Source organism: Agromyces sp. G08B096 (assembly GCF_040267705.1).
In the GTDB taxonomy this organism is placed as follows: Bacteria; Actinomycetota; Actinomycetes; order Actinomycetales; family Microbacteriaceae; genus Agromyces.
On sequence record NZ_CP158374.1, the window covers coordinates 3,018,390 to 3,040,775 of the forward strand.

Annotated in this window: 15 protein-coding genes; 2 read left to right on the forward strand and 13 right to left on the reverse strand. The window is 74.6% G+C overall.

All coding sequences use genetic code 11. The annotated features are described in order from the left end of the window. Positions 1–24: 24 nt before the first annotated feature. The 10 genes from ABIQ69_RS14430 to ABIQ69_RS14475 all read right to left on the reverse strand — a co-directional run bounded on the left by ABIQ69_RS14430 (position 25) and on the right by ABIQ69_RS14475 (position 16,030). The gene (locus tag ABIQ69_RS14430; protein ID WP_350347821.1) at positions 25–786 is read right to left on the reverse strand and encodes a hypothetical protein; all 762 of its coding nucleotides are present in this window, start codon (positions 784–786) and stop codon (positions 25–27) included. Beyond that, the gene (locus ABIQ69_RS14435; protein WP_350347822.1) at positions 783–1,625 is read right to left on the reverse strand and encodes a protein phosphatase 2C domain-containing protein; all 843 of its coding nucleotides are present in this window, start codon (positions 1,623–1,625) and stop codon (positions 783–785) included. Before ABIQ69_RS14435 ends, ABIQ69_RS14430 begins: the two co-directional genes overlap by 4 nt. Beyond that, positions 1,622–3,088 carry a DUF5684 domain-containing protein gene (locus tag ABIQ69_RS14440; RefSeq protein WP_350347823.1) on the reverse strand — a complete coding sequence of 489 codons (1,467 nt, stop codon included), beginning with the start codon at positions 3,086–3,088 and terminating at the stop codon, positions 1,622–1,624. Before ABIQ69_RS14440 ends, ABIQ69_RS14435 begins: the two co-directional genes overlap by 4 nt. Continuing rightward, positions 3,085–5,664, reverse strand: coding sequence for a transglutaminase-like domain-containing protein (locus tag ABIQ69_RS14445; protein ID WP_350347824.1), 2,580 nt, complete (start codon positions 5,662–5,664; stop codon positions 3,085–3,087). The genes ABIQ69_RS14440 and ABIQ69_RS14445 overlap by 4 nt, the downstream gene beginning before the upstream one ends. Beyond that, the gene (locus ABIQ69_RS14450; RefSeq protein WP_350347825.1) at positions 5,661–7,115 is read right to left on the reverse strand and encodes a DUF58 domain-containing protein; all 1,455 of its coding nucleotides are present in this window, start codon (positions 7,113–7,115) and stop codon (positions 5,661–5,663) included. The genes ABIQ69_RS14445 and ABIQ69_RS14450 overlap by 4 nt, the downstream gene beginning before the upstream one ends. Beyond that, the gene (locus tag ABIQ69_RS14455; protein ID WP_350347826.1) at positions 7,112–8,077 is read right to left on the reverse strand and encodes a MoxR family ATPase; all 966 of its coding nucleotides are present in this window, start codon (positions 8,075–8,077) and stop codon (positions 7,112–7,114) included. Before ABIQ69_RS14455 ends, ABIQ69_RS14450 begins: the two co-directional genes overlap by 4 nt. Further along, positions 8,074–8,205 carry a hypothetical protein gene (locus tag ABIQ69_RS14460; RefSeq protein ID WP_350347827.1) on the reverse strand — a complete coding sequence of 44 codons (132 nt, stop codon included), beginning with the start codon at positions 8,203–8,205 and terminating at the stop codon, positions 8,074–8,076. Before ABIQ69_RS14460 ends, ABIQ69_RS14455 begins: the two co-directional genes overlap by 4 nt. Continuing rightward, positions 8,202–14,228, reverse strand: coding sequence for an Ig-like domain-containing protein (locus ABIQ69_RS14465; protein ID WP_350347828.1), 6,027 nt, complete (start codon positions 14,226–14,228; stop codon positions 8,202–8,204). The genes ABIQ69_RS14460 and ABIQ69_RS14465 overlap by 4 nt, the downstream gene beginning before the upstream one ends. After that, entirely contained in the window at positions 14,228–15,364 is a 1,137-nt protein-coding gene (locus ABIQ69_RS14470; protein WP_350347829.1) for a serine/threonine-protein kinase, read from the reverse strand. Before ABIQ69_RS14470 ends, ABIQ69_RS14465 begins: the two co-directional genes overlap by 1 nt. A 126-nt stretch (positions 15,365–15,490) precedes the next feature. Then, the gene (locus tag ABIQ69_RS14475; protein ID WP_350347830.1) at positions 15,491–16,030 is read right to left on the reverse strand and encodes an N-acetyltransferase; all 540 of its coding nucleotides are present in this window, start codon (positions 16,028–16,030) and stop codon (positions 15,491–15,493) included. 48 nt (positions 16,031–16,078) lie between these two features. Between ABIQ69_RS14475 and ABIQ69_RS14480 the strand changes: the two genes are divergently transcribed. After that, positions 16,079–17,464, forward strand: coding sequence for an ATP-binding protein (locus ABIQ69_RS14480; RefSeq protein ID WP_350347831.1), 1,386 nt, complete (start codon positions 16,079–16,081; stop codon positions 17,462–17,464). Positions 17,465–17,525: 61 nt separating this feature from the next. Here ABIQ69_RS14480 and aceB read toward each other — a convergent pair whose 3' ends face one another. The 3 genes from aceB to ABIQ69_RS14495 form a co-directional block, all read right to left on the reverse strand. Next, the gene (gene aceB, locus ABIQ69_RS14485; protein WP_350347832.1) at positions 17,526–19,223 is read right to left on the reverse strand and encodes a malate synthase A; all 1,698 of its coding nucleotides are present in this window, start codon (positions 19,221–19,223) and stop codon (positions 17,526–17,528) included. Between the two features lie 33 nt (positions 19,224–19,256). Next, positions 19,257–20,603 (reverse strand): isocitrate lyase, encoded by a 1,347-nt coding sequence (gene aceA / locus ABIQ69_RS14490; RefSeq protein ID WP_350347833.1) that lies wholly within the window; start codon positions 20,601–20,603, stop codon positions 19,257–19,259. Between the two features lie 182 nt (positions 20,604–20,785). Then, complete coding sequence (locus ABIQ69_RS14495; RefSeq protein ID WP_350347834.1) at positions 20,786–21,832, reverse strand: WYL domain-containing protein; 1,047 nt, start codon at positions 21,830–21,832, stop codon at positions 20,786–20,788. A gap of 102 nt (positions 21,833–21,934) precedes the next feature. Between ABIQ69_RS14495 and ABIQ69_RS14500 the strand changes: the two genes are divergently transcribed. Next, a complete protein-coding gene (locus tag ABIQ69_RS14500; RefSeq protein ID WP_350347835.1) occupies positions 21,935–22,351 on the forward strand; it encodes a VOC family protein in 417 nt (138 codons plus the stop codon). Positions 22,352–22,386: the final 35 nt, after the last annotated feature.

The window sequence follows — 22,386 nt, forward strand, 5'->3', positions numbered from 1 at the left end:
GGGTCAGCGGACGGACGGCGTACGTCAGCTCGCGACGAGCAGGGACACGGCCAGCACCGCGCCGCCGAGGCCGACGACCACGGCGGCCGCGAGCCCGCCCAGCGCGAGAACGGCCGTGCGCCGCGAACGACGCTGCACCGACGGGAGCACCCGGTCGGCCGGTCGGGCCGCGGGCGGGCCGGCCGGGGCGACCTCCGGTGCCGGCGACGCCGCCGGCAGCTGCCGCGGACGGTAGAACTCGACGGCACCCGCGCCGGCGCCGGGCACCGAGCGGCGGAGGTCGATGGGGTCCAGGCGCAGCTGGTCGGCCGCACGACGGCCGGCCGGGCGTCGGCGCCGGACCTGGGTGACGGCGTGGGCCGACTCGTCGGCGGCATCGGCACCGTCCGGCGTCGCACCTGCGCCGGTCGGGGCCGACGGCGACCGGCGGGCGACGACCAGGGTCGCGTCCTCGGGATCGTGGAGCGCGCCGTCGCCCGGGGCGTCGCCGCCGTGCTCGCCGACGCCCGCGCCGTCGGCCGGTCGCGCCTCGGCACCTCCGCGGCGGCGGTCGACCACGACGGTCGCGTCATTCGCCGAACGGTCGACGACGACCGTGTCATCCGCGGATGCCTCGAAATCGGAAGCCTCAAGAGCGGATGCCGCGCGGTCGGACGCCCCGCGGTCCACGACCACCGTGTCGTCCACGGATGCCTCGGCCCCGTCTCCCGGCGGCCGTCGGTCGACGACGACCGTCTCGTCGATGAGTTCGTCGTCGACGAGCTCGTCATCGCCCCGCAGCGTCATCGCACGACCCGGACGGGCAGCGTCGTGGCGTCGATCGTGGACTCCGTCGACGGGGCACCGAGCCGCTCGCCCGTCGGCTCCTCGCCGACCGCCGGGCTCCCGCCCGCGACGACGTCGATCACGACGACGGTCACGTTGTCGCGCCCGCCCGCGTCGAGCGCCCGCTTGACGAGCGCATCGGCGGCGGACTCGGCCCGCCCGGTCATGGTCAGGGTGGCCCGGATCGCCTCGTCGGACACTTCCCCGGTGAGCCCGTCGGAGCAGATGAGCAGGCGCTCCCCGGTCGTCACGGGCAGCAGCCAGCTGTCGGCGGCGCTGTCGGCGGCGCCGATCGCCCGCGTGATGACATTGCGCTGCGCGAAGTCGCGCAGCTGGTCGGGCCGGAGCGACCCTCCGTCGACGAGCTCCTGGCCGAGGCTGTGGTCGACCGTGATCTGCTGCAAGTCGGTGCCGAGCTGCCGGTACACGCGCGAGTCGCCGACGTTGAAGACGAGCCAGCAGGGCAGTCCCTCGTGCTCGATCAGGGCGACGCCCGCGACCGTCGACCCGGCCCCGCGCGCGGTGCTCGCCGCGAGCCGGGACACCTCCGTGTCGGCGAGGGCGAGCGCCGTGCGCACCGCGTCGATGCTCGTGCGTGGCCCCTCCGGCACCTTGGAGCGGAAGGCGGCGACCACGGCTACACTCGCCCGATCGCCGGCGTCGTGACCGCCCATCCCGTCGGCGACGACGAACGCCGGGGCGACCGCCAGGTAGGAGTCCTCGTTGCCCGCCCGCTTGCGCCCCGTGTCGGTGCGGGCACCGACGGCGAGCGTGACGGGCACCGCGGATGCCTCGCTCACCGGGCTGCCTCTGAGAGCCGGATGCCGACCTCGCCGAGCACGAAGCGCCCGGTGACCGGCACGGCCACGTCGGGGTCGAGGAGTGTCTCTCCGCCGTCCTCGTCGACGATGAGGACGCCGTTGGTCGAGCCGAGGTCGGTAATCGTCCATCCGCCGTCGACGTGGTCGAGCCGGGCGTGCGTCTTGGAGAGGGTGCGCGTGCGGTCGGGGACGACCAGGCGCTGCTCGCCGGCGGCGGCCGCCGGGTTCCGGCCGAGCACCACCGATGTGCCGCTCAGCTCGAGCACGTCGCCGTCGTCGAGCACGAGCTGCCACGTGACGCGCGGTGCGCGCGCCACGACGACGGTCTCGTCGACGTCGTCGTCTTCGGGGTGCACGACGATGGTCGCCGCCTCGGCGTAGTCGAAGCCGTCGGGCGCCTCGAACGCCGGGGCGGGAGCGGGGAGCCGGTCGGGGGCTGCGGGTTCGTACGCGAGGAGGTCGGGTGCCGGCTGCGCGGGCGGTGCGGCGGGCGCACCGGGCGCCGGCGGAGCGGCGGCCGGCACGGCCGCGATCGCCTCATGGGCGGGCGGTTCCGCGAACCGGTGCGCGGGCGCCTCGGCGAAGGTCTGCGAAGGCGGCTCCGCGAGGGTGTGCGCTGCCGGTTCGTCGGCGCGGTGCTGCGACGGCGGCGGCGCGATCGGAGCGGGCGGCACGATGGGCCGCACCGGCGAGGCGGCGGCCTCCGCTCCCAGGGGGTGCGTGGCAGGCTGAAGCGGCTGCGCCGAGTCCGATGGTGCGTACGTGGGCGCGGACGCGTATCCCGCGGGCGCGGGCGCCGGGTACGCGGGCCCCACGAGCGCGACCGGCGATGCGGCCGGCGCTGCCGGTTCGGCGGGCACGGCGGAACCGGCCACGGGCGAGGTCGCCGGCGTGGCGGCTCCCGGCCACGCGGGCCACGTCGACGACGGCGCCGCCGGCGAGTTCGAGGCCGGCGCGCCCGGGTAGGCCGGGTACCCGGTCGATCCGGGCGCCACGGTCGCGAGCGGCCCGGTCGGGGCGGCCTGGCCGCCGAGCGCCGTCGCGAGACGACCGCGCTCGGGGTCGGGCGCGGTGCGCCCCCACGCGAGCAGCGTGGCCCAGAGCGGCGGCACGAGCACCGCGAGGACGGTCATGCCCACGCCGCGGCCGAACAGCGCGTTGATGCGGTGCGCGGCCATGGCGTAGAACGCGACACCCACGAGGTTGGCGATCGGCACGACCAGCAGCAGCACGAGCCACGGCGAGTAGCCGCCGAGGGCGAGCACCTCGGCCGTGTTGACGAACGGGACCCAGCCCTTCCACGGCTCCGAGGAGAGCCGGGCGAACAGCCGCGACATCGCGAGGCCGGTCCAGACGTACAGCCCGGCGCCGACCAGCAGGTACACGAACAGCAGGACGATGGCCATCGCGGCGAGCGAGCCGGTGTCTGGCGTGGGGGTCACGGGGTGATCTCCTTCTGGTGGACGGCGCGTCGGGCCGTCGTGGTGCTGCGCACCCGGCCGGTGAACGAGCGGAGCGACAAGGCCATGCGGATCCGCTCTCGGGGCCGCGCGGCAGCCCTGAGCTCGGCGCGCTCGCCGTCAGCGAGCCGCCACGCCTCGTCGGCCTGCTCCTCGGTCGGGGGGAACGGCGAGAATACCGCTTCATCGACGGATGCCGCGAGCCGAACCAGCGCGGGGCGGCCGGTGCGCTGCGCCGCCGTGCGCCGGCTGGCGGCCTCCGCCATGGGGCGCCCGGCGTCGGCGTAGGCGTCCGCCACCTCGTCCCACGCGCCGAGGACACGCAGCTCGGGGTCGGGTGCCCGGCGTCGTCCGGCGCGCCGGACGGCCTTCGCGACCAGGACGGCCACGAACGGCAGGGCGAGGAACACGACGAGCGCCGCCCAGAGGCCGATGGTGCGGACGAGCTGCCACACCCAGGCGGAGGTCGCCGTCTCGTCGTCGGCGGGCGAGGTGGCGGAGGCATCCGCGTCGTTCTGCGCCCGCTCGGGGTCGAGCGGCTCGCTGCGCGCGTCGTCGGGGACCGTGGGGTGGTGGGGCAGCTGCTCGCCCTCGGCGATCTCGGTCGGCAGTTGCGCGAACTGCGGGGTGACGTCGAGCGGCGTCCAGTCGCCGCCGGATGCGCGCACCTCCACCCACGCGGCCATCGATGCGCCGGTGCAGTCGCCCTCGCAGCCCGGCTCACCGGGCACCGCTTCCGCGCCGGGGAGCCGGACGCCGAGGGCCACGCGCGAGTCGAAGCCGAGGTGCCGGGCGAGCAGGGCGGCCGCGACCGCGAACTGCTCGTCGTCGCCCACACCGGCCACGAGGAGCGAGTCGGGCGCGCCCTCGCCCGCTCGCCGCTGCTGGTCGAGCAGCGACTCGAAGAGCGTCTCGATGCGCGACCTCGAGTGACCGGCGTAGCTCGGCAGGAAGGCGTAACCGCCCGCCTCGGCGGCGAGCGCCGCCATCCACGACTCCGTCGAGGCGTCCTCGACCAGGGCGTGGCTCAGATAGCCCCGCGCACGCAGGCGTTCGACGAGCTCGATCAGGCCGGCGCCCGTGCGCGGCTGCTCCTGCTCTTCGGCCCACGCCGTGAGCTGCGGGTAGAGCTCGGGGTCGAGCGTCCGCGCGTCGCCGGTCGCGCCGGCGAGCCGGTCGCGCAGCTCCTGCTCGGTCGCGTCCGGCCGCTCGGCCACGACCGTGTAGCGGTCGCCCGGCGCGAGGCCGACGGCGCCCGAGGCATCCGTCACCCCCTCGACCGGGGCGATGTCGACGACCTCCCCGCCGGACGCGCGGTGGAAGCCGTCGGCGAGCTCCTCGGCTCGCGCGCCGGAGAAGCGCGGTGCGGCGGCCAGGCCCGCGGGCGCCGGCACCCAGACGCCGCCGTACGCATCGCCGACCTCCACCTCGACCTCGACGAGCTCGGCGCCGACCGGCGGGTTGCGAGGGAGCCGGGCGAAGCGCGCGTCGGGGTCGACGTGGAACACCTCGCCGTCGTAGGCGTCGAGCGTCGCGAACGGCAGCCGGCTGAGCTCGTGCACGTCGCCGTCGAGTCGCACTGCGACCTCGTCGAACCGGTCGGCCGCGAGCCAGGAGCGGTAGGCGGCCAGGGGGCTCGGCTGGCGCTGGACCACGACGGAGGGCTCGACCTGGTCGCGGAGCGCCTGCCGTTCGCCGAGGGAGGCTGCCGCGGGCGCCACGGCGACGCCGCCGACGAATGCGACGACGAGGATCGTGGCGGCCAGGGCGCGACGGCGCAGGGCGGGCAACCCGGAGCCGGCCGACGTCCGGACCGTGCCGGCCCGTGCGCGGGCGAGCGCCCTGGCGCGGAGCATCCGGTGCCGGATCAGCAGCCAGCCGACGGCGGCCGCGACGCTCGCGAGTCCCACACCGAGCTCGCGCGGCGCCGACAGTTCGACGCCGGCGACCATGATCGGCGCACTCGTCGAGCTCGCCCCGAACGCCAGCCCGAACGCGCTCATCGCGAGCACGGGCAGCACCGCCCACGGCGCCGACCGGCCGCCGCGGAGCACGAGCATCGCCGCGGCGGTGGCGCCGGCCACCACGACCACGGTGAACGGCACGAGGACGGCCTGGTACTCGCCGAGCGGAAGGTCGAGGGTGAGCAGCTGCTTCCAGCCGACGACGATGCCGACGATGCCGTCGCGGAGTCCGCGCACCGCGTCGGGCACCGACCGGAGCGCCGACGGGATCGACACCGGCACCACGATCACGACGTACCCGGCGAGCGCCAGGCCGGCGGCGAGGGCGGCACGCGCGACGCCGCCGCGGGCGAGGCGACGGGCGAGCACCGCCGCGCCGACGCCGACCACGAGCCCGGCCGCGGCGACGAGCAGCAGCCGCAGGGTCTCGTGGACGGGCCACGCGGCGAGCACGGCGATCACGGTGCCGACCACGAGGTAGCCGAGCCCGACGAGCTCCTGCGGACGATCGCGCTCCCTGCGCGCGGCGAGCGCTGCGGCGCGCTTCGACCGGGCGGACCGGTCCCGGCGCGGGAGACGACGGTCGGAGTTCACGAGATCACCCCGCGCGCGAGGAGCCGGGGCAGGTCGCCGAGCGCCCCGATGGTGATCACGGTCGCCTCGCGGGTGGTGCGCACCGTCGGCTCGGCGGCCGGCTCGCAGCGCACTGCGACGACGGCGATGCCGCCCGGCAGCGCCACGGCGGCCTGCCGGATGCGCTGCAGCGGCATCCGCGAGCCCGTCACGAGGAACACGATCGAGAGGTCGGCGAACGTCTGCGCCGCGAGCGCCGCGGATGCCTCGAGCCTCGTGATCCGCTCGCCGGCGTCGATCGCCGACATGCCGTCGAGCAGCACCCGGGGCGTGGTCGTCGGCAGCGTGCGGATCGACTGCACCGCCCCGGCCGCCTCCGGCACCTCGCCGCCGACGGCGGCGAACACGTCGCGGCCCTCGCGCACGGCCTGAAGGCCGACGGATGCCGCCGCGCTCACCGCCATCTCGAACTCGTCCTCGCTCTCGTACTCCTCCTCGGCGAGGTCGAGCAGGAGGGCGAAGCGGGCGTGCCTGGACTCCTCGTACTGGCGCACCATGAGGGTGCCGGTCTTCGCGGTCGCCTTCCAGTGCACGTGGCGCTGCGAGTCGCCGTGCACGTACTCGCGGATCGCGTGGAAGGAGAGATCGGCGTCCACGAGCGTGCCGGTCGGGGTGCCCTCGAGGTCGCGGATGAGCCCGGCGCTCGTGCTGGGGATCGCGACGGTGACCGGATGCACGTACACCCGCTGCACCTCGGGCCACGCCTGTTCGCGGCGGAGGATGCCGAGCGGGTCGCCGCGGCTCACGGTCATGGGGCCGACGTCGATGACGCCGCGCCGCTCGGCGCCGATCGTGAGGTCCTCGGCGTGCTGGGCGCCCGGCCGCAGCAGGGGCACGTGCACCTCGACGAGCCCCGCACCCACGGGGAGGTCGACGACGCCGGGGAGGGACGTGCGTCGCCCGGCGTTCACGAGCTCGAGCCGGCCGCCGACCTCGGAGCCCGCGACGACTCGGTCGCGATCGAGGTTCAGCTCGAGCCGGTAGTCGTGCTCGCCCGCGAGGAACGGCAGGGCGAGCAGCAGCAGCACGGCGGCGACGGCGGCGGCCGTCCACGCTTCCACCCAGCCGAAGGCGAGCCCGGCGGCGGAGCCGACGACGGCCACGGCGATGAGCACCGCACCGGCGGCCGAGACGGTCTCGCGCGCACGCGCCGCACCGGAGCGGAGGGCGCGGCCGGCGCGCCGGGCACTCGCGCGCGCCCCGAGCCAGGCGCCCGCGACGCCGCTCGGCCCGCCTGCACGACGCGTGACGGTGCCCGTCCGCGTGAACGTGCCGGTGCGGGTCGACGTGCTCGTGCGGCCGAGGCCGCTCGTGCGCGTCACGCCGGCCGAGCGCGGCAGGCCGCCGGAGCGCCCGGCGGTGCCGGTGCGCCCCGTGCTGCGGCCCTGCCGCGACTGGGTGGGAGGGGTCACGCCGCGCCGTTCTCCCGCGGGGCTGCGACGTCGAGGAGGATCTGGCCGATGACGGCCACGGCGGTCACTCCGTCGAACTCGGCCTCGGGTTCGAGCACGAGGCGGTGGGCGAGCGCCGGCACCGCGAGCTCACGCACGTCGTCGGGGGTCGCGTAGGCGCGACCGTGCGCCGCCGCCCACGCCATCGCCAGGCGCGACAGGGCGATCGCGCCGCGGACGCTGACGCCGAGCCGCACCTCCGACGCGCGCCGCGTGGCGTCGACGAGCCGCATGACGTAGTCCGAGACGAGCGGGTTCACGTAGACGCCGCGCGCGAGATCGGTCATCGCGACGATCGTGTCGGTGGAGGCGACGGCGGAGAGGTCGCGTCGCGGGTTCGCGACACCCTGGAGGATGCGCAGCGTCGCCGCCTCGTCGGGGTAGCCGACGGAGGTCTTGATCATGAACCGGTCGAGCTGCGCCTCGGGGAGACGGTACGTGCCGCCCTGCTCGATCGGGTTCTGCGTGGCGATCACGAGGAACGGGTCGCCGACCTTCCGGGTCACGCCGTCGACCGTGACCTGCCCCTCCTCCATCACCTCGAGCAGCGAGGACTGGGTCTTCGGGCTCGCCCGGTTGATCTCGTCGGCGAGCACGATGTTCGCGAACACCGGGCCCGAGTGGAACTCGAACTCGCCGCGCTTCTGGTCGTACACCGTGATGCCGGTGACGTCGCCCGGCAGCAGGTCGGGCGTGAACTGGATGCGCGAGTTCGTGCCGGCGATCGTCTGCGCGATCGCGCGCGCGAGCGCGGTCTTGCCCGTGCCGGGGAAGTCCTCGAGCAGCACGTGGCCGCCGGCGACGGCGGTCGCGAGGACGAGCTCGACGACGTGGCGCTTGCCGAGCACCGCCTGCTCGACGTTGTCGGCGATGAGCGAGAAGGTCTCGGCGAACCAGGCGGTCTGCGCGGGAGCGAGCGTCATGGGTGGTCCTTCACGGAGTCGGTTCGGTCGGGCTGGGAGGCGGAGGCGGAGGCGGAGGCGGAGGCGGAGGCGGTGGCGGTGCTGGAGCCGACGATCCGGCTCGAGGAGCGGACGGTCGTGGCGGTCATGGCGTCGTCCCGGTGCCGCCGGTGTCGGTCTCCCCGCCACCTTCACCCGGGGGCGGGCCGGCGCACTTCTCGGTGGGCACCTCGATCGGGGCGAGCGCGGCGTAGGCACCGCCGAAGGTCACCGTGTAGCGCTCGACACCGTCGGTGCCGGTCACCACGGCGACGGTCGCGGCGCCACGCGCGGCCTGCGTCACCGTCACGTCTTCGGCCTTCGCCGCCGGGCGGCACTCGGCGGGGAAGGTCACGGTCACGGTCGTCGGCGCCGTCGCCGCGCTCACCGCGGCCTCGCCCGTGCAGTCGTTCGACCACCAGTCGGTGGAGCAGCCCCTCGCCTTGACGCCGACCGGCGCGCTCTCGTCGGACAGCACGAAGTCGCCGCGCCACTGGCCGTACAGGTAGAACTGCGGCGCGAAGCCCTCGGGCAGCCCGGTCGGCTGCGGCGCCGACTGCAGGCCGTAGCGGTACACGTTCCCGTCGCGCGTGGGCGACGTGGCGACCGAGTACGACAGCCCGCCGTTCGGCGGCGGCGCGTCGACGAACGTGCGCGTCTCTGCGATGTTCGAGCTCACCACGCCGAACCCGTTGGAGCCGCAGGCCTTCACCGCGTACCGCTTGTACTGCTGCAGCCCCGAGATCGTCGAGCTCGTCGAGACGACCTCGCCGCCGTCGACCTGCAGGCCGCCGCCGGTCGGGCCGACGGAGCAGCGCGGCTCGCCGCCGCCCCGCCACGCGATGTACCGGACCTCGATGGGCTTCGCGCTGTGGTTCGCGCCCACCGCACCGCCAGACACCACGATCGACGTGTTCGACGCCGGGCCCGCGCTGATGCCGTCGATCGTCGGGGCACCCGCAGCGGTCGTGCTCGCCACCTTCGACGCCCCGTCGGAACTGCCGTCGATCGGCGGCTCGAACCGGCTCACCGGCACCACCGTGACGAGGAAGCTGCCGGGCGGGACATCCAATCGCAGCGACGCCTGGCCGCCCGGCGCCTGGATGGTCTGGTTGCGCTCGGCGAGGCGGAATGCCTGCGTGTCGCCCGTGCCGCGGAGCGTCAGATCGACGACCGCGTTGCTCTGCGTGGTCTGCCCCTCGACGTACACGGCCGTGGCCTCGGCCACCTCGACCTGCGGCGCCTGGTACGCCCACGACGTCTCGGCCGAGGTCTCGAGTGACTCGCCGACGGAGTTCACGGCCCGCGCCGTGAACTGGTGCTTCTCGCCGTTCAGGAGGCCGCCGACCACGCAGGAGTAGACGCCCGCGAGCGACGGCGCGCAGTTCGCGCCGGCGGGTCGGCCGTCCTGCTGGATGACGACCCCGGTCAGGGGCGGGTGCGCCTTCAGCGCGTCGCCGAGCGTGACGTCGAGCGTGACCGAGTCGCCGGTGTACCGCGACGTCGTGATGCTGCCCGGCCGCTGCGGATACCCGAGCACGTCGATGGTCAGGCTGCCGGTGCCCGTGCGTCCCTGCGCGTCGGCCACGGTGAACGGCACGGCGCACTGCCCGCCGAACGCCGACTGGCCGCCCGGGAAGGTCGCGACCACGGCGGTGCGGCCCGCCGACTGCACGGATGCCACGTCGCAGACGACCCCGCCGCCGGAGCCGACCCCGGTGAGCGTGAGCCCGGCGCCCTGCTTGCCCGCGAACGGGTCGTACTCGCCGGAGACGCCGACGACCTCGATCGTGCAGGAGCCGGCGCTCACCGTGCACTCGCGGGTGAGCGTCGCGCCGCGGGGCGCGTCGGGCGGCGCGATGCCGACGACGACGGTGATGGTCGCGGTGATGCCGCCGAAGCCGGGCACGGTCACGGTCGCCGTCTCGCGGGTGCCGGGCTGCGCGTCCGCGCGCGCCTCGAAGACGACCTCCTCGCCCGCCCGGGTCATCGTGAACGCCGAACCGCCGTAGTCGACGCGGTAGTCGAGCCTCGACCGGTCGCCCTCGCGCCCGCCCTCCCAGGTGGTGAGGTCGCGGTACAGGTCGACGCGCTCGGATGCCCCGGGCGGCACGGTGCGGGAGATCGCGGTGAGGATCGCCTGCGGGTCCTTCGGCTCGATCTCGACCGGCACGACGACGTACGACCAGCGCGACTGTCCGTCGATCCGCAGCGGCACGAGGCAGGAGTCCGACCACGGCGCTTCACGGCCGGCGTCATAGGTCGCCTCGCGGGCGCCGGTCGGCCGGCACGTCGCGGCCTCGCGCTGCGTCGCGAACGGGCCGGCGTCGAGGCGGATGTCGTCGCCCGCCGGCAGATCGACGAGCTTGCGCAGGTCGAAGGCGGCCGAGCGCTCCTCCTTCACCTGGATGGGGTCGATGTCGGCGCGCAGCTGCACCGGCATGTCGTCGAAGGCGGGGATGCGGAGCAGCCCGTACGCGACCACCGGGTTGCCCGCGGCGTCGTCGCCCGACAGCTCGAACGGCACGAGCTCGCCGTTGCGCGGCAGCTCGCCCGACACCTTCCAGCCGTCGACCCGGTAGCGCTCCGCGGCGTCGCCCCAGATCGCGAGCGTCAGGCCGCGGATGTCGCCGGTGGCCCAGCGCACCCGGCCGGTGACCACGTCGAGGCCCTTCGCCTCGAACTCCGTCCGCGTGCGCGCCGTGACGACCGTATCGGCGACCACGGGATGATCGACCGCCGCCGACTCCCCCACGGCGAGGACGATGAGCCCCTGCGCCGTCGACGACGTCCGCGCGGAGCGCACGGTGTAGACGTACGAGTTCGTGCCCGCGACATCCCCGGCCCGAAGCGCGACCACGCCGTCGCCGAGCGCCGCGTCGTCGACGAGTGCCGCGAGCCGGTCGTATTCGGCGGTGCCCGCCGGCGCGTTCGGCTCCACCGACACGAGCTCGAGGCGGCCGAGCGCCGGGTCGCGGTCGTTCGCGAGCGGCGTGAGCTGCACCGGCGCCTGCGCGCCGCGCGTGGCCCGCGCGTAGTCGCTGAAGGTCACGGGCGCCGCGTCCGCGAGCTCCGCCGCGAGCACGCCCACCCGGATGACCCCGACGCTCTCGGCGCCTTCGGGGTCGCGGACGGTGTACGCGAATGAGAGCTGTCCGCCGTCGACGCCGTCGGCCGGGGCGTGGTACACCACGGTGTCGCCCTCGGCGGCCACCGATGCCGTGCCGAGGCCGGCGCCGGGCTGCTCGACGCCCGCGAGGACGACGCGGTCGCCGTCGGGGTCGACGCCGTAGTCGGGCACCGGGATCTCGACGGTCTGGCCGCTCAGCACCCGGGCGCTCAGCACGGGCGGACGCGGCGGGCGGTTCGCACCGCCGGGCAGCACGGTCACGGCGATGTCGGCGTAGTCGAGGCGATCGGGGTGGCTCTCCATCGCGACCGCGTAGCGCAGCCGGTAGGTGCCGGGCGAGTCGGGCGCCACGTAGCGCACGGTGTCGCCCGAGGTGAAGGCGAGCTCGCCCTTCGCACCCGAGCCCTGCACCTCGTGCTGCACGACCAGCCGCGCCCCGCGCGGGCTGACGTCGTTCGCGAGCACCGGGATGGTCGCGAGGCCGCCGGCGCGCACGGTCACGCTGTCGGGCAGCGCGATGGGCGCGTCGTCGCCGGCGTCGGCGGCCAGGAACACCGAGACGACGCCCGTGACGGCCTGTCCCGACCCGTCGGTGACGGTCACGTCGGCGCGGCCCACGAGGGCCCGACCGACGGCCGTGCCGCCCATCACCCCGAGTCGGACATGCGAGCTCGCCACGACGCCGACCGTGAGCTCGGGGCTCGAGCTGCGCGCTCCGGACACAAGCAGCACGCGCCCGGTGGCGTTCTGGACGGCGCCGAACACGTCGATGGTGGTGTCCTCGCCGGGGCGCACGTACGCCGTCATGGGGGCGATCGCGAGCGGGCGGCCCCCGGGCACCACCGACAGCCGGATCGTCGCGGACTGCTCGGCCTGCGAGACCGTGTCGGCCACGGTGTACCCGACGACGTACTCGCCGGGCTCCGTGGCGCTCAGCTCGACCTGCCCCGACGAGGCATTCGGCGTGACGGCGAGCCCCGCCGCAGCCCCCGACGCGACGGCGTCGACGAGCTGGAACGAGCCGGAACCGCCGACCACGTGCTCGGCGACGTCGACCGAGACGGTCTCCCCGACTGCGGCGGCGACCGCGATGCGGTCGGCGGTGATCGCGGGCCGGCCGGAGGCGCGGACGACCAGCGCACGCTCGGCGGTGGCGCCGCGGGCGTCGACCACCGTGAGCGTGATGCCGATCTCGCCGTCCGCCGCGTTGGGGTCGGTGTGGCGCACGGCGAGACGCCCGTCGGCTCGCGGCACGACCGTGACGGGTGCGGCCGAGTCGTCGGCGCGGGCGTCGGCGAGCACGAAGGCGTCGCCCTCGGGGTCGACCCAGCCGTCGAGGACCGGGACGAGCAGGGTGCCGCCCGGCAGGATCTCGGGCGACGGCCAGTGCTGCGTGCACGCGTCGACGCCGCACCAGGCGGGCGCGGAGTTCTGGTCGTCGGGCACGACGGTGAGCGTGACGGTCACCGGCGGCGACGCCTGCTGCCCGTCGGTCACGGCGTAGCTGAACCGCGCGGTGCCCGACGTCGCGGCCACCCGGACGGCGAACGCCTGCCCGTTGGAGACGACGGCGACCTCGCCGAACCCCTCGACGTCCAGACCCGTGACCTGGTCGGCGGCGATGGTGAGGACGTCGGAGCGGTTCGGGTCGTGGTCGTTCAGCAGCACCGGCAGGCTCACCAGTTCGCCCGCTCGCACCCCGAACGAGTCCGCGACGGCGACGGGCGGGCGCTGCTCCGCGACATCCTCGACGACGGTCGTGCCCTCGCGCTCTTCGGTGTCGTCGTCGACCGACCACTGCTCGAGCGGGACGAGCCGCCCGTCGGGCAGGGTCCAGACGAGACCGGTGGCGGGCTCGTTGAGGACGGCGCGGTCGCCGTTGGAACGGATCACGGGCGTGATCTGCGCGGCCTGCTCGAGGGTCTCCTGCGGCACCTCGAGCGCGTGCTCGCCGCTCACCGAGCTCCACGCGGTGCCGCCGCCCTGGCCGACCCAGGCGGCGAGCGCCTCCTCGCCGACCACGACGGGCGCGGCCGGGACGCCGTCGGCCTCGAGCACCCGCTCGGGCGCCGACCCGTCGACCGGGATCGCGACCAGCCCCGCGGAGTCGGCGGTGTACACGACGTCGCCGCCGGCGGCGCCTTCCTGCAGCACCGCATCGGCCTCCACGTCGACCTCGACGGGCTCCGCACGGCCGGCGACCCAGGCGCGACCGCCGGCCGCGTCGAGCAGCACCCAGTTCGAGCCGGCCATGGCGAGGTCGAGCTCGGCGTCTGCCGCGGGCGGGTCCTCGAGCTCCTCGGGCGTGCCCGATTCGAGGCTCGTCGCGTCGAAGCGGCGCACCGCTCCCTCAGTCGCCGAGTAGGCGGCGAGGTCGCCGTCGGGCGAGACGCCGACGGCCGCCGCGGTGTAGACGACGGGCTCCTCGCCCTCCTCCGCCTCGGTCGCGAGGGGGTCGATGGGCGCGGCGCCGGGGGCATCCAACCCGCCGAGGAAGATCCGGCCCGTGTCGGTCCGGTAGACGACGTAGCGTCCGGCCGCGCTGACCTCGCGCGTGCCGGCGGGCGTCGGGTCGGCCACGGCGGCGGGCCCGGCGTCCGAGACGGGCGCCACGGATGCCCCGCCGCCCGTGCCGGCCTCGGCCCCGGCATCCGCCTCGCCGCTCTGCCCGCCCACGAGATCGAGCGGGGCCGCGGGGTCGAGGGCCCACCGCTGCCGAAGGCCGCCCGAGTACACGACCCCGGCGGCGCCGGACTGCACCACGGTGGTGGGGTCGTCGACCGACCGCACGGTGTCGAGCTCGGCGAGCTCCGTGTTGACGCGGGCGTAGCGTCCGTCGTCGCGGGTGACCCAGACGGATGACTCGAGCCGGGGCACCTCCTGCGACTCGTACCCCGTCGCGACGACGGCGAGCGTGGCGACCACGCCGACCGCGGCGATCCCGGCGACCGCGGCGATGATCGGGGCGCGCCGTCGGGCGGAGCGCTCGGCGGCGGCTCGCATCAGATGACCCCGAGCACGCGGGCCACGATGAACCCGCCGACGACGAGCGTGACCGCGACGCCGGCGCCGATGAGACCGGCGGCCACGCCGCCGAGGCTCCGGCGGCTCGCGGCGACCGGCAGGCCGTCGCGGTCGGTGCTGCCGGGCTCGATGCGCTTGGAGAGCCGGGTCGCCCGCCGGGAGTCGGGCTGCACGGTGGTGACGACGGGCCCGCGGAACGAGGAGTCGGAGAAGCGCACGGGGGCCGCGCCGGCCCACTCGGGCGAGATGACCTCGAACGGCGTCGGCGGGAGGCCGAGCTCTGCCTGCACCTGGCGGAGCCGCTCGGCGAACGCGGCCATGCTCGGGTAGCGCTTCTGCGGGTCGCGCGCCATCGCGGTCGACAGGAGCTGGTCGACCTGGGCCGGCATGCCGGGGATGGGCAGGGGCGTGTACCCCGCCTTGACGATGCGGCGGGTGAGCTGCTCGCGCGTGTTCCGCGACCGGTCGGCGACCTCGAAGGGGCTGCGCCCGGCGAGCAGGGTGTAGAGCGTCGCGCCGAGGCTCCACACCTCGGCGGCGACCGAGCCCGACACCTCTTCCTTCAGCACCTCGGGCGCGCTCCACGGCACGCTCATGGCGAAGACCTCCGCCTCGCCGGCTTCCGCGGCCCGGGCCGCGGCGATGCCGAAGTCGGCGAGCACGGGGGCGCCGAGCGCGTTGACGAGCACGTTCGAGGGCTTGATGTCGCGGTGGAGGAGGCCCGAGCGGTGCGCCGTCTCGAGGGCTCCCGCGAGGCGCACCCCGGTGTCGAGCGCCTCGGGCAGCGACAGCGGCTGCCGCTTCGCGCGCGCGCCCATGGTGTCGGGGCAGTACTCCATGGCGAGGTACGGCCGGCCGTCGGCCGAGACCGATGCCTGGTAGATGGTGACGATGGCCGGATGCGCCGAGAGCCGGGCCGAGACATCCGCCTCGGCGTTGAACGCGCGCCGCACCTCGGGGTCGAGCGCGTCGGCGAGCAGCACCTTCACGGCGGCGAGGCGGCGGGGCATGTCCTGCTCGTAGAGGAAGACATCGGCGAAGCCGCCGGCGCCGAGCGGCCGCACGTAGGCGTAGCCGGCGAGCACGGGCGGCGTCGCCGTCATCCGTCTCGCCACGATCTGGTCCTCCCCGTTCAGCCGGGGCTGACCGGACCCGACGTGCTCGCGGGCAAGTATAACCGGGCGGAGAACTCCCTCCGAGTCGCGGTCGAGCTCCGTCCCGACCGCGTCATGGGGGCCCGATCAGGCGAGCGGCCGCTCCAGCACGAAGTCGTCCTCGACGCGGTCGCCCACGGTGAAGTGCTTGCGGCCGACGACCTCGAAGCCGCGCTTGCGGTAGAAGCGGATCGCGCGCTCGTTCTCCTCGTTGACGCCGAGCCAGCAGACCGCGGCCCCGGTCGCCGCGGCGACGTCGAGGGCGGCCGTCATGAGCGGCGCGGCCACGCCGGCGCCGTGCGTCGCTCGCCGCGTGTAGAACTTGCTGAGCTCGATGGCCGGCCGCGCGGTCACCGCCGCCGCGGCGTCGGCGTCGGCGGGCTCCCCGGAGACGAGCATCGCGTACCCGACGAGCGTGCCCTCGGCGTCGACGGCGACGAGCACGGCGCGATCGGGGTCGGCGAGGTAGCCCTCGAAGTGCGCAGGCTGGAAGGTGCGCGCGATGAAGTCGGCCACCGCCTCCGGCGTCGTGTGCGGCGGGCACGCGAGCGGGAACGTCTCGGCCGCGAGATCGGCGAGCGCGGGCACGTCCGCCGGGTCGGCGGCACGGATCAGCAGGTCGGACACGAAGGCCGATTCTTCCAGAGCGGTGCCCGCCGGTGCGAGGATCGCCCCATGGACGCCATCAGGGGGGTCGTCGCCCGCAGCGACGACGGCAGATCCTTCAGCATCGCGGATGCCTCGGGCACGGGCCTCGTCGCGGGAGCGCTCGTCGTGCTCTCCGACGACGGCGGCCGCCAGCTCGCGGTCGTCGAAGCGCTCACCGACGGCGCGGCGCCCGCGCTGCGCGGGCGTCTGCTCGGCGAACTGGGCGACCCCGGCGACGCCCGGCTCGACGTGCGCTCGAGTCATCCGTTCGAATCGGCCGCGGTCGCCGCGGTCGACGAGGCGACCGTCGAAGTGCTGCACCGCACGACCGGTGCGCTGCTCGAGGTCGGCACGGCGCTGACGGCACCGGGCGGCGCCGCACGCCTGCTGCCGACCCGCTTCAACCGGCACACGTTCTGGTGCGGGCAGAGCGGCTCGGGCAAGACGTACGCGCTCGGGGTCGTGCTCGAGCAGCTCATCGCGCACACCGCGCTGCCCGTCGTCGTGTTCGACCCGAACTCCGACTTCGTGCGGCTCGGCGAACTCGCGTCCGGCGCGGCGGGTCCGACGGCGGAGGCGCTCGCCGGCCGCGACATCCGGGTGCTCCGCCCGCGCGACCCGGCCGCGCCGCTGCGGGCTCGGTTCCTCGGGATGCCGCTCGCCTCGAAGGCCGCGGTGCTGCGGCTCGACCCGGTGGCGGACCGCGAGGAGTACAACGCGCTCGTCCACCTCGACGAGGCGGTCATGCGGGCCGGGGAGCTCGACGAGCTGCTGCCGGCGCTGAACCGCATGCGCGGCGACGGCCCGCACCCGCTCGCACAGCGCATCGAGAACCTCGGCCTGCTCGAGTGGGAGGTCTGGGCGGGCGAGGATCGCGCCGTCACCGAGGTCGTCGGAGAGCGACCCGATGCGACCGTGCTCGACCTTGGCGGGTTCTCCACGCCCGAGCAGCAGCTGGTCATCGCGCTCGCGCTCCTCGACGACCTGTGGCTGCGCCGCGAGGAGCGCCGACCGGTGCTCCTCGTCATCGACGAGGCGCACAACCTCTGCTCCCCCGCGCTCGACTCCCCCATCGCGATCGCGGTGCGGGAACGCCTCGTGCAGATCGCCGCGGAGGGGCGGAAGTTCGGGCTGTGGCTGCTGCTGTCCACGCAGCGCCCGTCGAAGGTGCATCCCGGCATCATCAGTCAGTGCGACAACCTGGCGCTCATGAAGATGACCTCACCGCTCGACCTCGCCGAGCTCGGCACGTACTTCGGCTACGCCCCCGAGGCGCTGCTCCAGCGGTCGCCGTGGTTCCGGCAGGGCGAGGCGCTGTTCGCCGGCGGGTTCGTGCCCACGCCGTCGCTGGTGAAGATGAACGCCCGGCTGACGCCCGAGGGCGGCAGCGACGTGCGGGTGCCGCTTCGCTGACCCGGCCGATGCGCTGAGGCGGATGCCGCGACCCATCGCCGCGGCATCCGCCGTCGCCTGGCTACAGGAACCTGGCGTACGCCCCCACCGTGAGGAAGGTGGGGAACTCCGGCTCGAGCGCCACCGTGCGGAACACCGAGATGGCGTCGTCGAAGCGGTCGCCCTCGAACCGGGGCAGCCCCGCCACGGCCGCCGCCATCAGCCGGACGATCGACGTCTGGTCGATGCGCGTACCCTCCGCCGTGACGGTGTTGTCGTGAAGCCACTGCCACACCTGCGAACGGGCGATCTCCGCGGTCGCGGCGTCCTCCATCAGGTTGTCGAGTGCCGCGGCACCGGTGCCCCGCAGCCACGACTCGAGGTAGCGGATCGCGATCGAGATGTTCTCCTGCACGCCCGCCTCGGTCACCTCGCCGCCCGTCGACGGGATGTCGAGGAGCTGGGCCGCGGTCACGGCGACGTCCTCGCGGAGCCGGTGCAGCTGGTTCGGCCGCTCGCCGAGCACCCGGTCGAACTCCGCGCGCGCCGTCGGGATGAGGTCGGGGTGCGCGACCCAGGTGCCGTCGAACCCGTCGGTCGCCTCACGGCGCTTGTCCGCGGCGACGGCGGCGAGCGCGCGCTCGGTCACCTCGGGGTCACGCCGGTTCGGGATGAACGCACTCATGCCGCCGATGGCATACGCACCGCGCTGGTGGCAGGTCGCGACGAGCAGTTCGGTGTACGCCCGCATGAACGGCACCGTCATGGTGATCTGCTTCCGGTCGGGCAGCACCCAGCGGCGGCCGCGGGAACGGAACGTCTTCACGATCGAGAAGATGTAGTCCCACCGGCCGGCGTTCAGCCCGGCGCAGTGCTCGCGCAGCTCGTAGAGGATCTCCTCCATCTGGAAGGCGGCCTGGATCGTCTCGATGAGCACCGTCGCCCGGACCGTGCCGCGCGGCAGCCCCACCGCCTCCTGCGCGAACACGAAGATGTCGTTCCACAGCTTCGCCTCGCGGTGCGACTCCAGCTTCGGCAGGTAGAAGTACGGCCCGCGGCCGAGCTCGACCAGCCGGCGCGCGTTGTGGAAGAAGTACAGCCCGAAGTCGACGAGCGACCCTGACGCCTGGAGGGCGCGCCCCGCCCGGTCATGGAACCGAAGGTGCTTCTCGGTCAGGTGCCAGCCGCGCGGACGGAAGACGATCGTCGGCGTCTCGGCGAGCTCCCGCTCGACCCGATAGGCGCGCCCGTCGGGACTCGTGTACTCGAGCCTGCCTCGGAGCGCGTCGAACAGGCTCAGCTGCCCCTCGACGACGTTGCGCCAGGTCGGGCTCGTGGCATCCTCCTGATCGGCGAGCCAGACCTTCGCGTCGGAGTTCAGCGCGTTGATCGCCATCTTCCGATCGGTGGGGCCGGTGATCTCGACCCGGCGGTCTTCGAGGCCCGGGCCCGCGCCGGCGACCCGCCAGGAGCGGTCCGCCCGGAGGTGCGCGGTCTCGGGCAGGAAGTGCGGGTCACGGCCGTTCGCCGCGTCGACCCGCGTCTGCAGGCGTGCGGCGAGCAGGTCGTGCCTCGTGCCGGCGAACCGGTCGTGAAGCTCGGCGAGGAAGGCCAGCGCGTCGGGCGTGAGGATCTCTGCGTCGCGCTCGCCGAGCGGCGCGACGACCTCGATCCGGGGCTCGTGCGCCTCGAAGGGGCGCGGGGCGGGCGGGCGGGCGGTGGTCGCGCCGGTCGCGGGCGCGGTCGTCTCGGAGTCGGTGCGGTCGATCGTGATGGTCATGGTCTTCGTCCTCTGCGTGGTGGACCCGACGGGTCAATGGCTGAACTGGTCTTCCTCGGTCGATCCGACGAGGGCGAGCGTGGCGCTGGAGGGGTTCAGGGCCGTGGCGATGCGGTCGAAGTACCCGGTGCCGACCTCGCGCTGGTGGCGCGTGGCCGTGTAGCCGGAGGTCTCCGAGGCGAATTCCGCCTCCTGGAGCTCGACGTAGGCCGACATGTGGCGCTCGGAGTAGTCCTTCGCGAGCGTGAACATGCCGTGGTTCAGGGAGTGGAAGCCCGCGAGGGTGATGAACTGGAACGCGTAGCCCATGGCCGCGAGCTCGCGCTGGAACTTCGCGATCTGGTCGTCGTCGAGGTGACGCTTCCAGTTGAACGACGGGGAGCAGTTGTAGGCGAGCCGCTTGCCCGGGAACTTCTCGTGCACCGCCTCGGCGAAGCGGCGCGCCAGGTCGAGGTCGGGCTCGGCGGACTCGACCCAGAGCAGGTCGGCGTACTCGGCGTACGCGAGGCCGCGCGCGATGACCGGCTCGATGCCGTTCCGCACCTCGTAGAAGCCCTCGGCGGTGCGCTCGCCCGTGACGAAGGGCCGGTCGCGCTCGTCGTGGTCGCTCGTGAGCAGCGTCGCGGCGAGCGCGTCGGTGCGGGCGATGATGATGCTCGGCACGCCGGCGACGTCGGCCGCGAGACGCGCCGCGTTGATCGTGCGGATGTGCTGGCTCGTCGGGATCAGCACCTTGCCGCCCATGTGCCCGCACTTCTTCTCGCTCGCGAGCTGATCCTCCCAGTGCACGCCCGCGGCTCCCGCCTCGATCATCTGGTGCATGAGCTCGTACGCGTTCAGCGGCCCGCCGAACCCGGCCTCCGCGTCGGCGACGATCGGCGCCATCCAGTCGCCGCCGTGGACGGAGGACGCACCGGGCTGCGAGGCATCCGTCTCGATCTGGCCGGCGCGCAGGAGCGCGTTGTTGATACGGCGCACGACCGCGGGGACCGAGTTCGCGGGGTAGAGCGACTGGTCGGGGTAGGTCTGCCCGCTGAGATTCGCGTCGGCGGCGACCTGCCAGCCGGAGAGGTAGATGGCCTTGAGACCCGCGCGCACCTGCTGCACGGCCTGGTTGCCGGTCAGCGCACCGAGCGCGGCCGACCACTCCGGGTCCTCCATGCGCTCGAACGCGGTGCCGGTGTTGCGCTGGATCTGCTCCCAGAGCCGCTCGGCGCCGCGGCGGGCGAGCGTGCGCTCCTCCCGGACGGGTCCGCGGAGGGCGATGACGTCCTCGGCGGTGTAGTCGCGGCGGACGCCCTCCCAACGCGGGTCGGCATCCCACTCGAGCTGCAGTTCGGCAGCGGTCTGGGTCTGGTCGCCGGGGCGGGTGGTGCTCATCGTCGAAGCTCCCTCGTGTCGTCGTGGCCCGGATGCGAGACCGCGTCCGGGGCGGTGTGCATTCAGCCTGCGGGCGCTCCGGTGGGGTCGACGACGATCCGAGGGGGTGAACTTCCCGGGTTCTTCTGCGGCACGGAAGATTCCCGACCCGGCGCACCGGCCGGCCGGGCTTCGTGCGCCGATCAGCCGCGCGAGGTTCCGTAGCGGGCTGCGAGCGCCTCCCCCAGCTCGGCGAGGCGCGCCCGGAGCGAGTCGGGTTCGACCACCTCGGCCACGGCGGCCCACGCCGCGAGCTTCGTGGCGAGCACGGCTTCGGCCGGCGCCCGGGCGATCACCCGCACCCGCCCGTCGTCCGCCGTTCCGTCCAGTTCGGCGTCGCCGAGCCAGCCCCGGACTTCGTCCGCCGAGGCGGGGTCGACGAGCACGACGGCCCGCGCGCGCGAACGCGCCTCGGCGATGCCGGCGGATGCCTCGGCCCAGGCCTGCTCGAGCGAGAACGCGTCGGGCGGCTCGAAGGTCTCCTCGAGCGGCTCGACGTCCTGCATCCGGTCGAGGCGGTACGTGCGGCGCGCTGCGACCGCGTCGCCCGGCAGGTCGGCGCCGTCGGCCCGTGCCACGTCGGCCACGAGGTACCAGGTGCCGCCGTGGTCCACGAGTCCGAGCGGTCGCACGACGCGCTCGCGGTCGGACTCCGACCCCCACGCCCGGTAGCCGAACCGGATGACCCGACGCTCGACGACGGCTGCCTGGACGACGGCCAGGGACCGGGCACCGGCCGCACCCGCCGCACCGTCGCCGGCGCCGACGGTGGCGGTGGCGGTGGCGGTCGTGACGTCGAGCCGCCTCGCCCATCCGCCCGCTTCCGCGATCACCGCGCCGGCCGCCGCCTCGGCATCGGCGCGGAACGTCGCGGGCAGCGCACGGAGCACTTTGCGCAGGACCGAGCGACCCTCCGGACTGTCGCCGGCGCGCGGCCCGAGGAGCAGGAACAGCGAGCGCGCCTCGGCGGCGGTGAACCCGCTGAGGTCGGTGCGCCCGCCCCCGAGCAGCGACCAGCCGCCGCCGCGGCCGGGCTGCGGGTACACGGGGACGCCCGCGCCCGAGAGGGCCTCGAGGTCGCGCCGAGCGGTCGCGACCGAGATCTCGAGCTCCGCGGCGAGCTCCCGCGCGGTGACGCGACCCCGCGCCTGCATGAGCAGCAGGGTGGCCACGAGTCGGTCGGCGCGCATCTCCCGATTCTCCTCCGAAAAGTAGTCAGAACGTGAGCACTTCTGCGTTCGACCATGGATGCATCGGGTGACGACCGGTCGCCCCGACTGAAGGAGATCCCCATGCTGCGAGGCATCGCCACCGCGAACTGCTATGTCGACGACCCGGCCGCGGCGGCCGCGTGGTACGCCGAGGTCCTCGGCATCGAGCCCTACTTCCATCGCGACGGTCCGGACGGACGCCCCGCGTACGTCGAGTTCCGCATCGGCGACCATCAGCAGGAGCTGGGGTTCATCGACCGCCGGTTCGCTCCGGCGACGCTCGGAGAGGGACCGGCCGGCGCGATCGTCCACTGGCACGTCGACGACCTCGAGGGCTCGCTCGAGCGGCTCGTCTCGCTCGGCGCGACCGAACTCTCCCCGATCACCGAGCACGGGCCGGGGTTCGTCACCGCATCCGTCGTCGATCCGTTCGGTACCGTGCTCGGCATCATGACGAACGTGCACTACCTCGCCCAGCTGGAGCCCGCAACGCCCTGACGGCAGGCACCGCCCGCGCGTAGCGTGCACGTTCC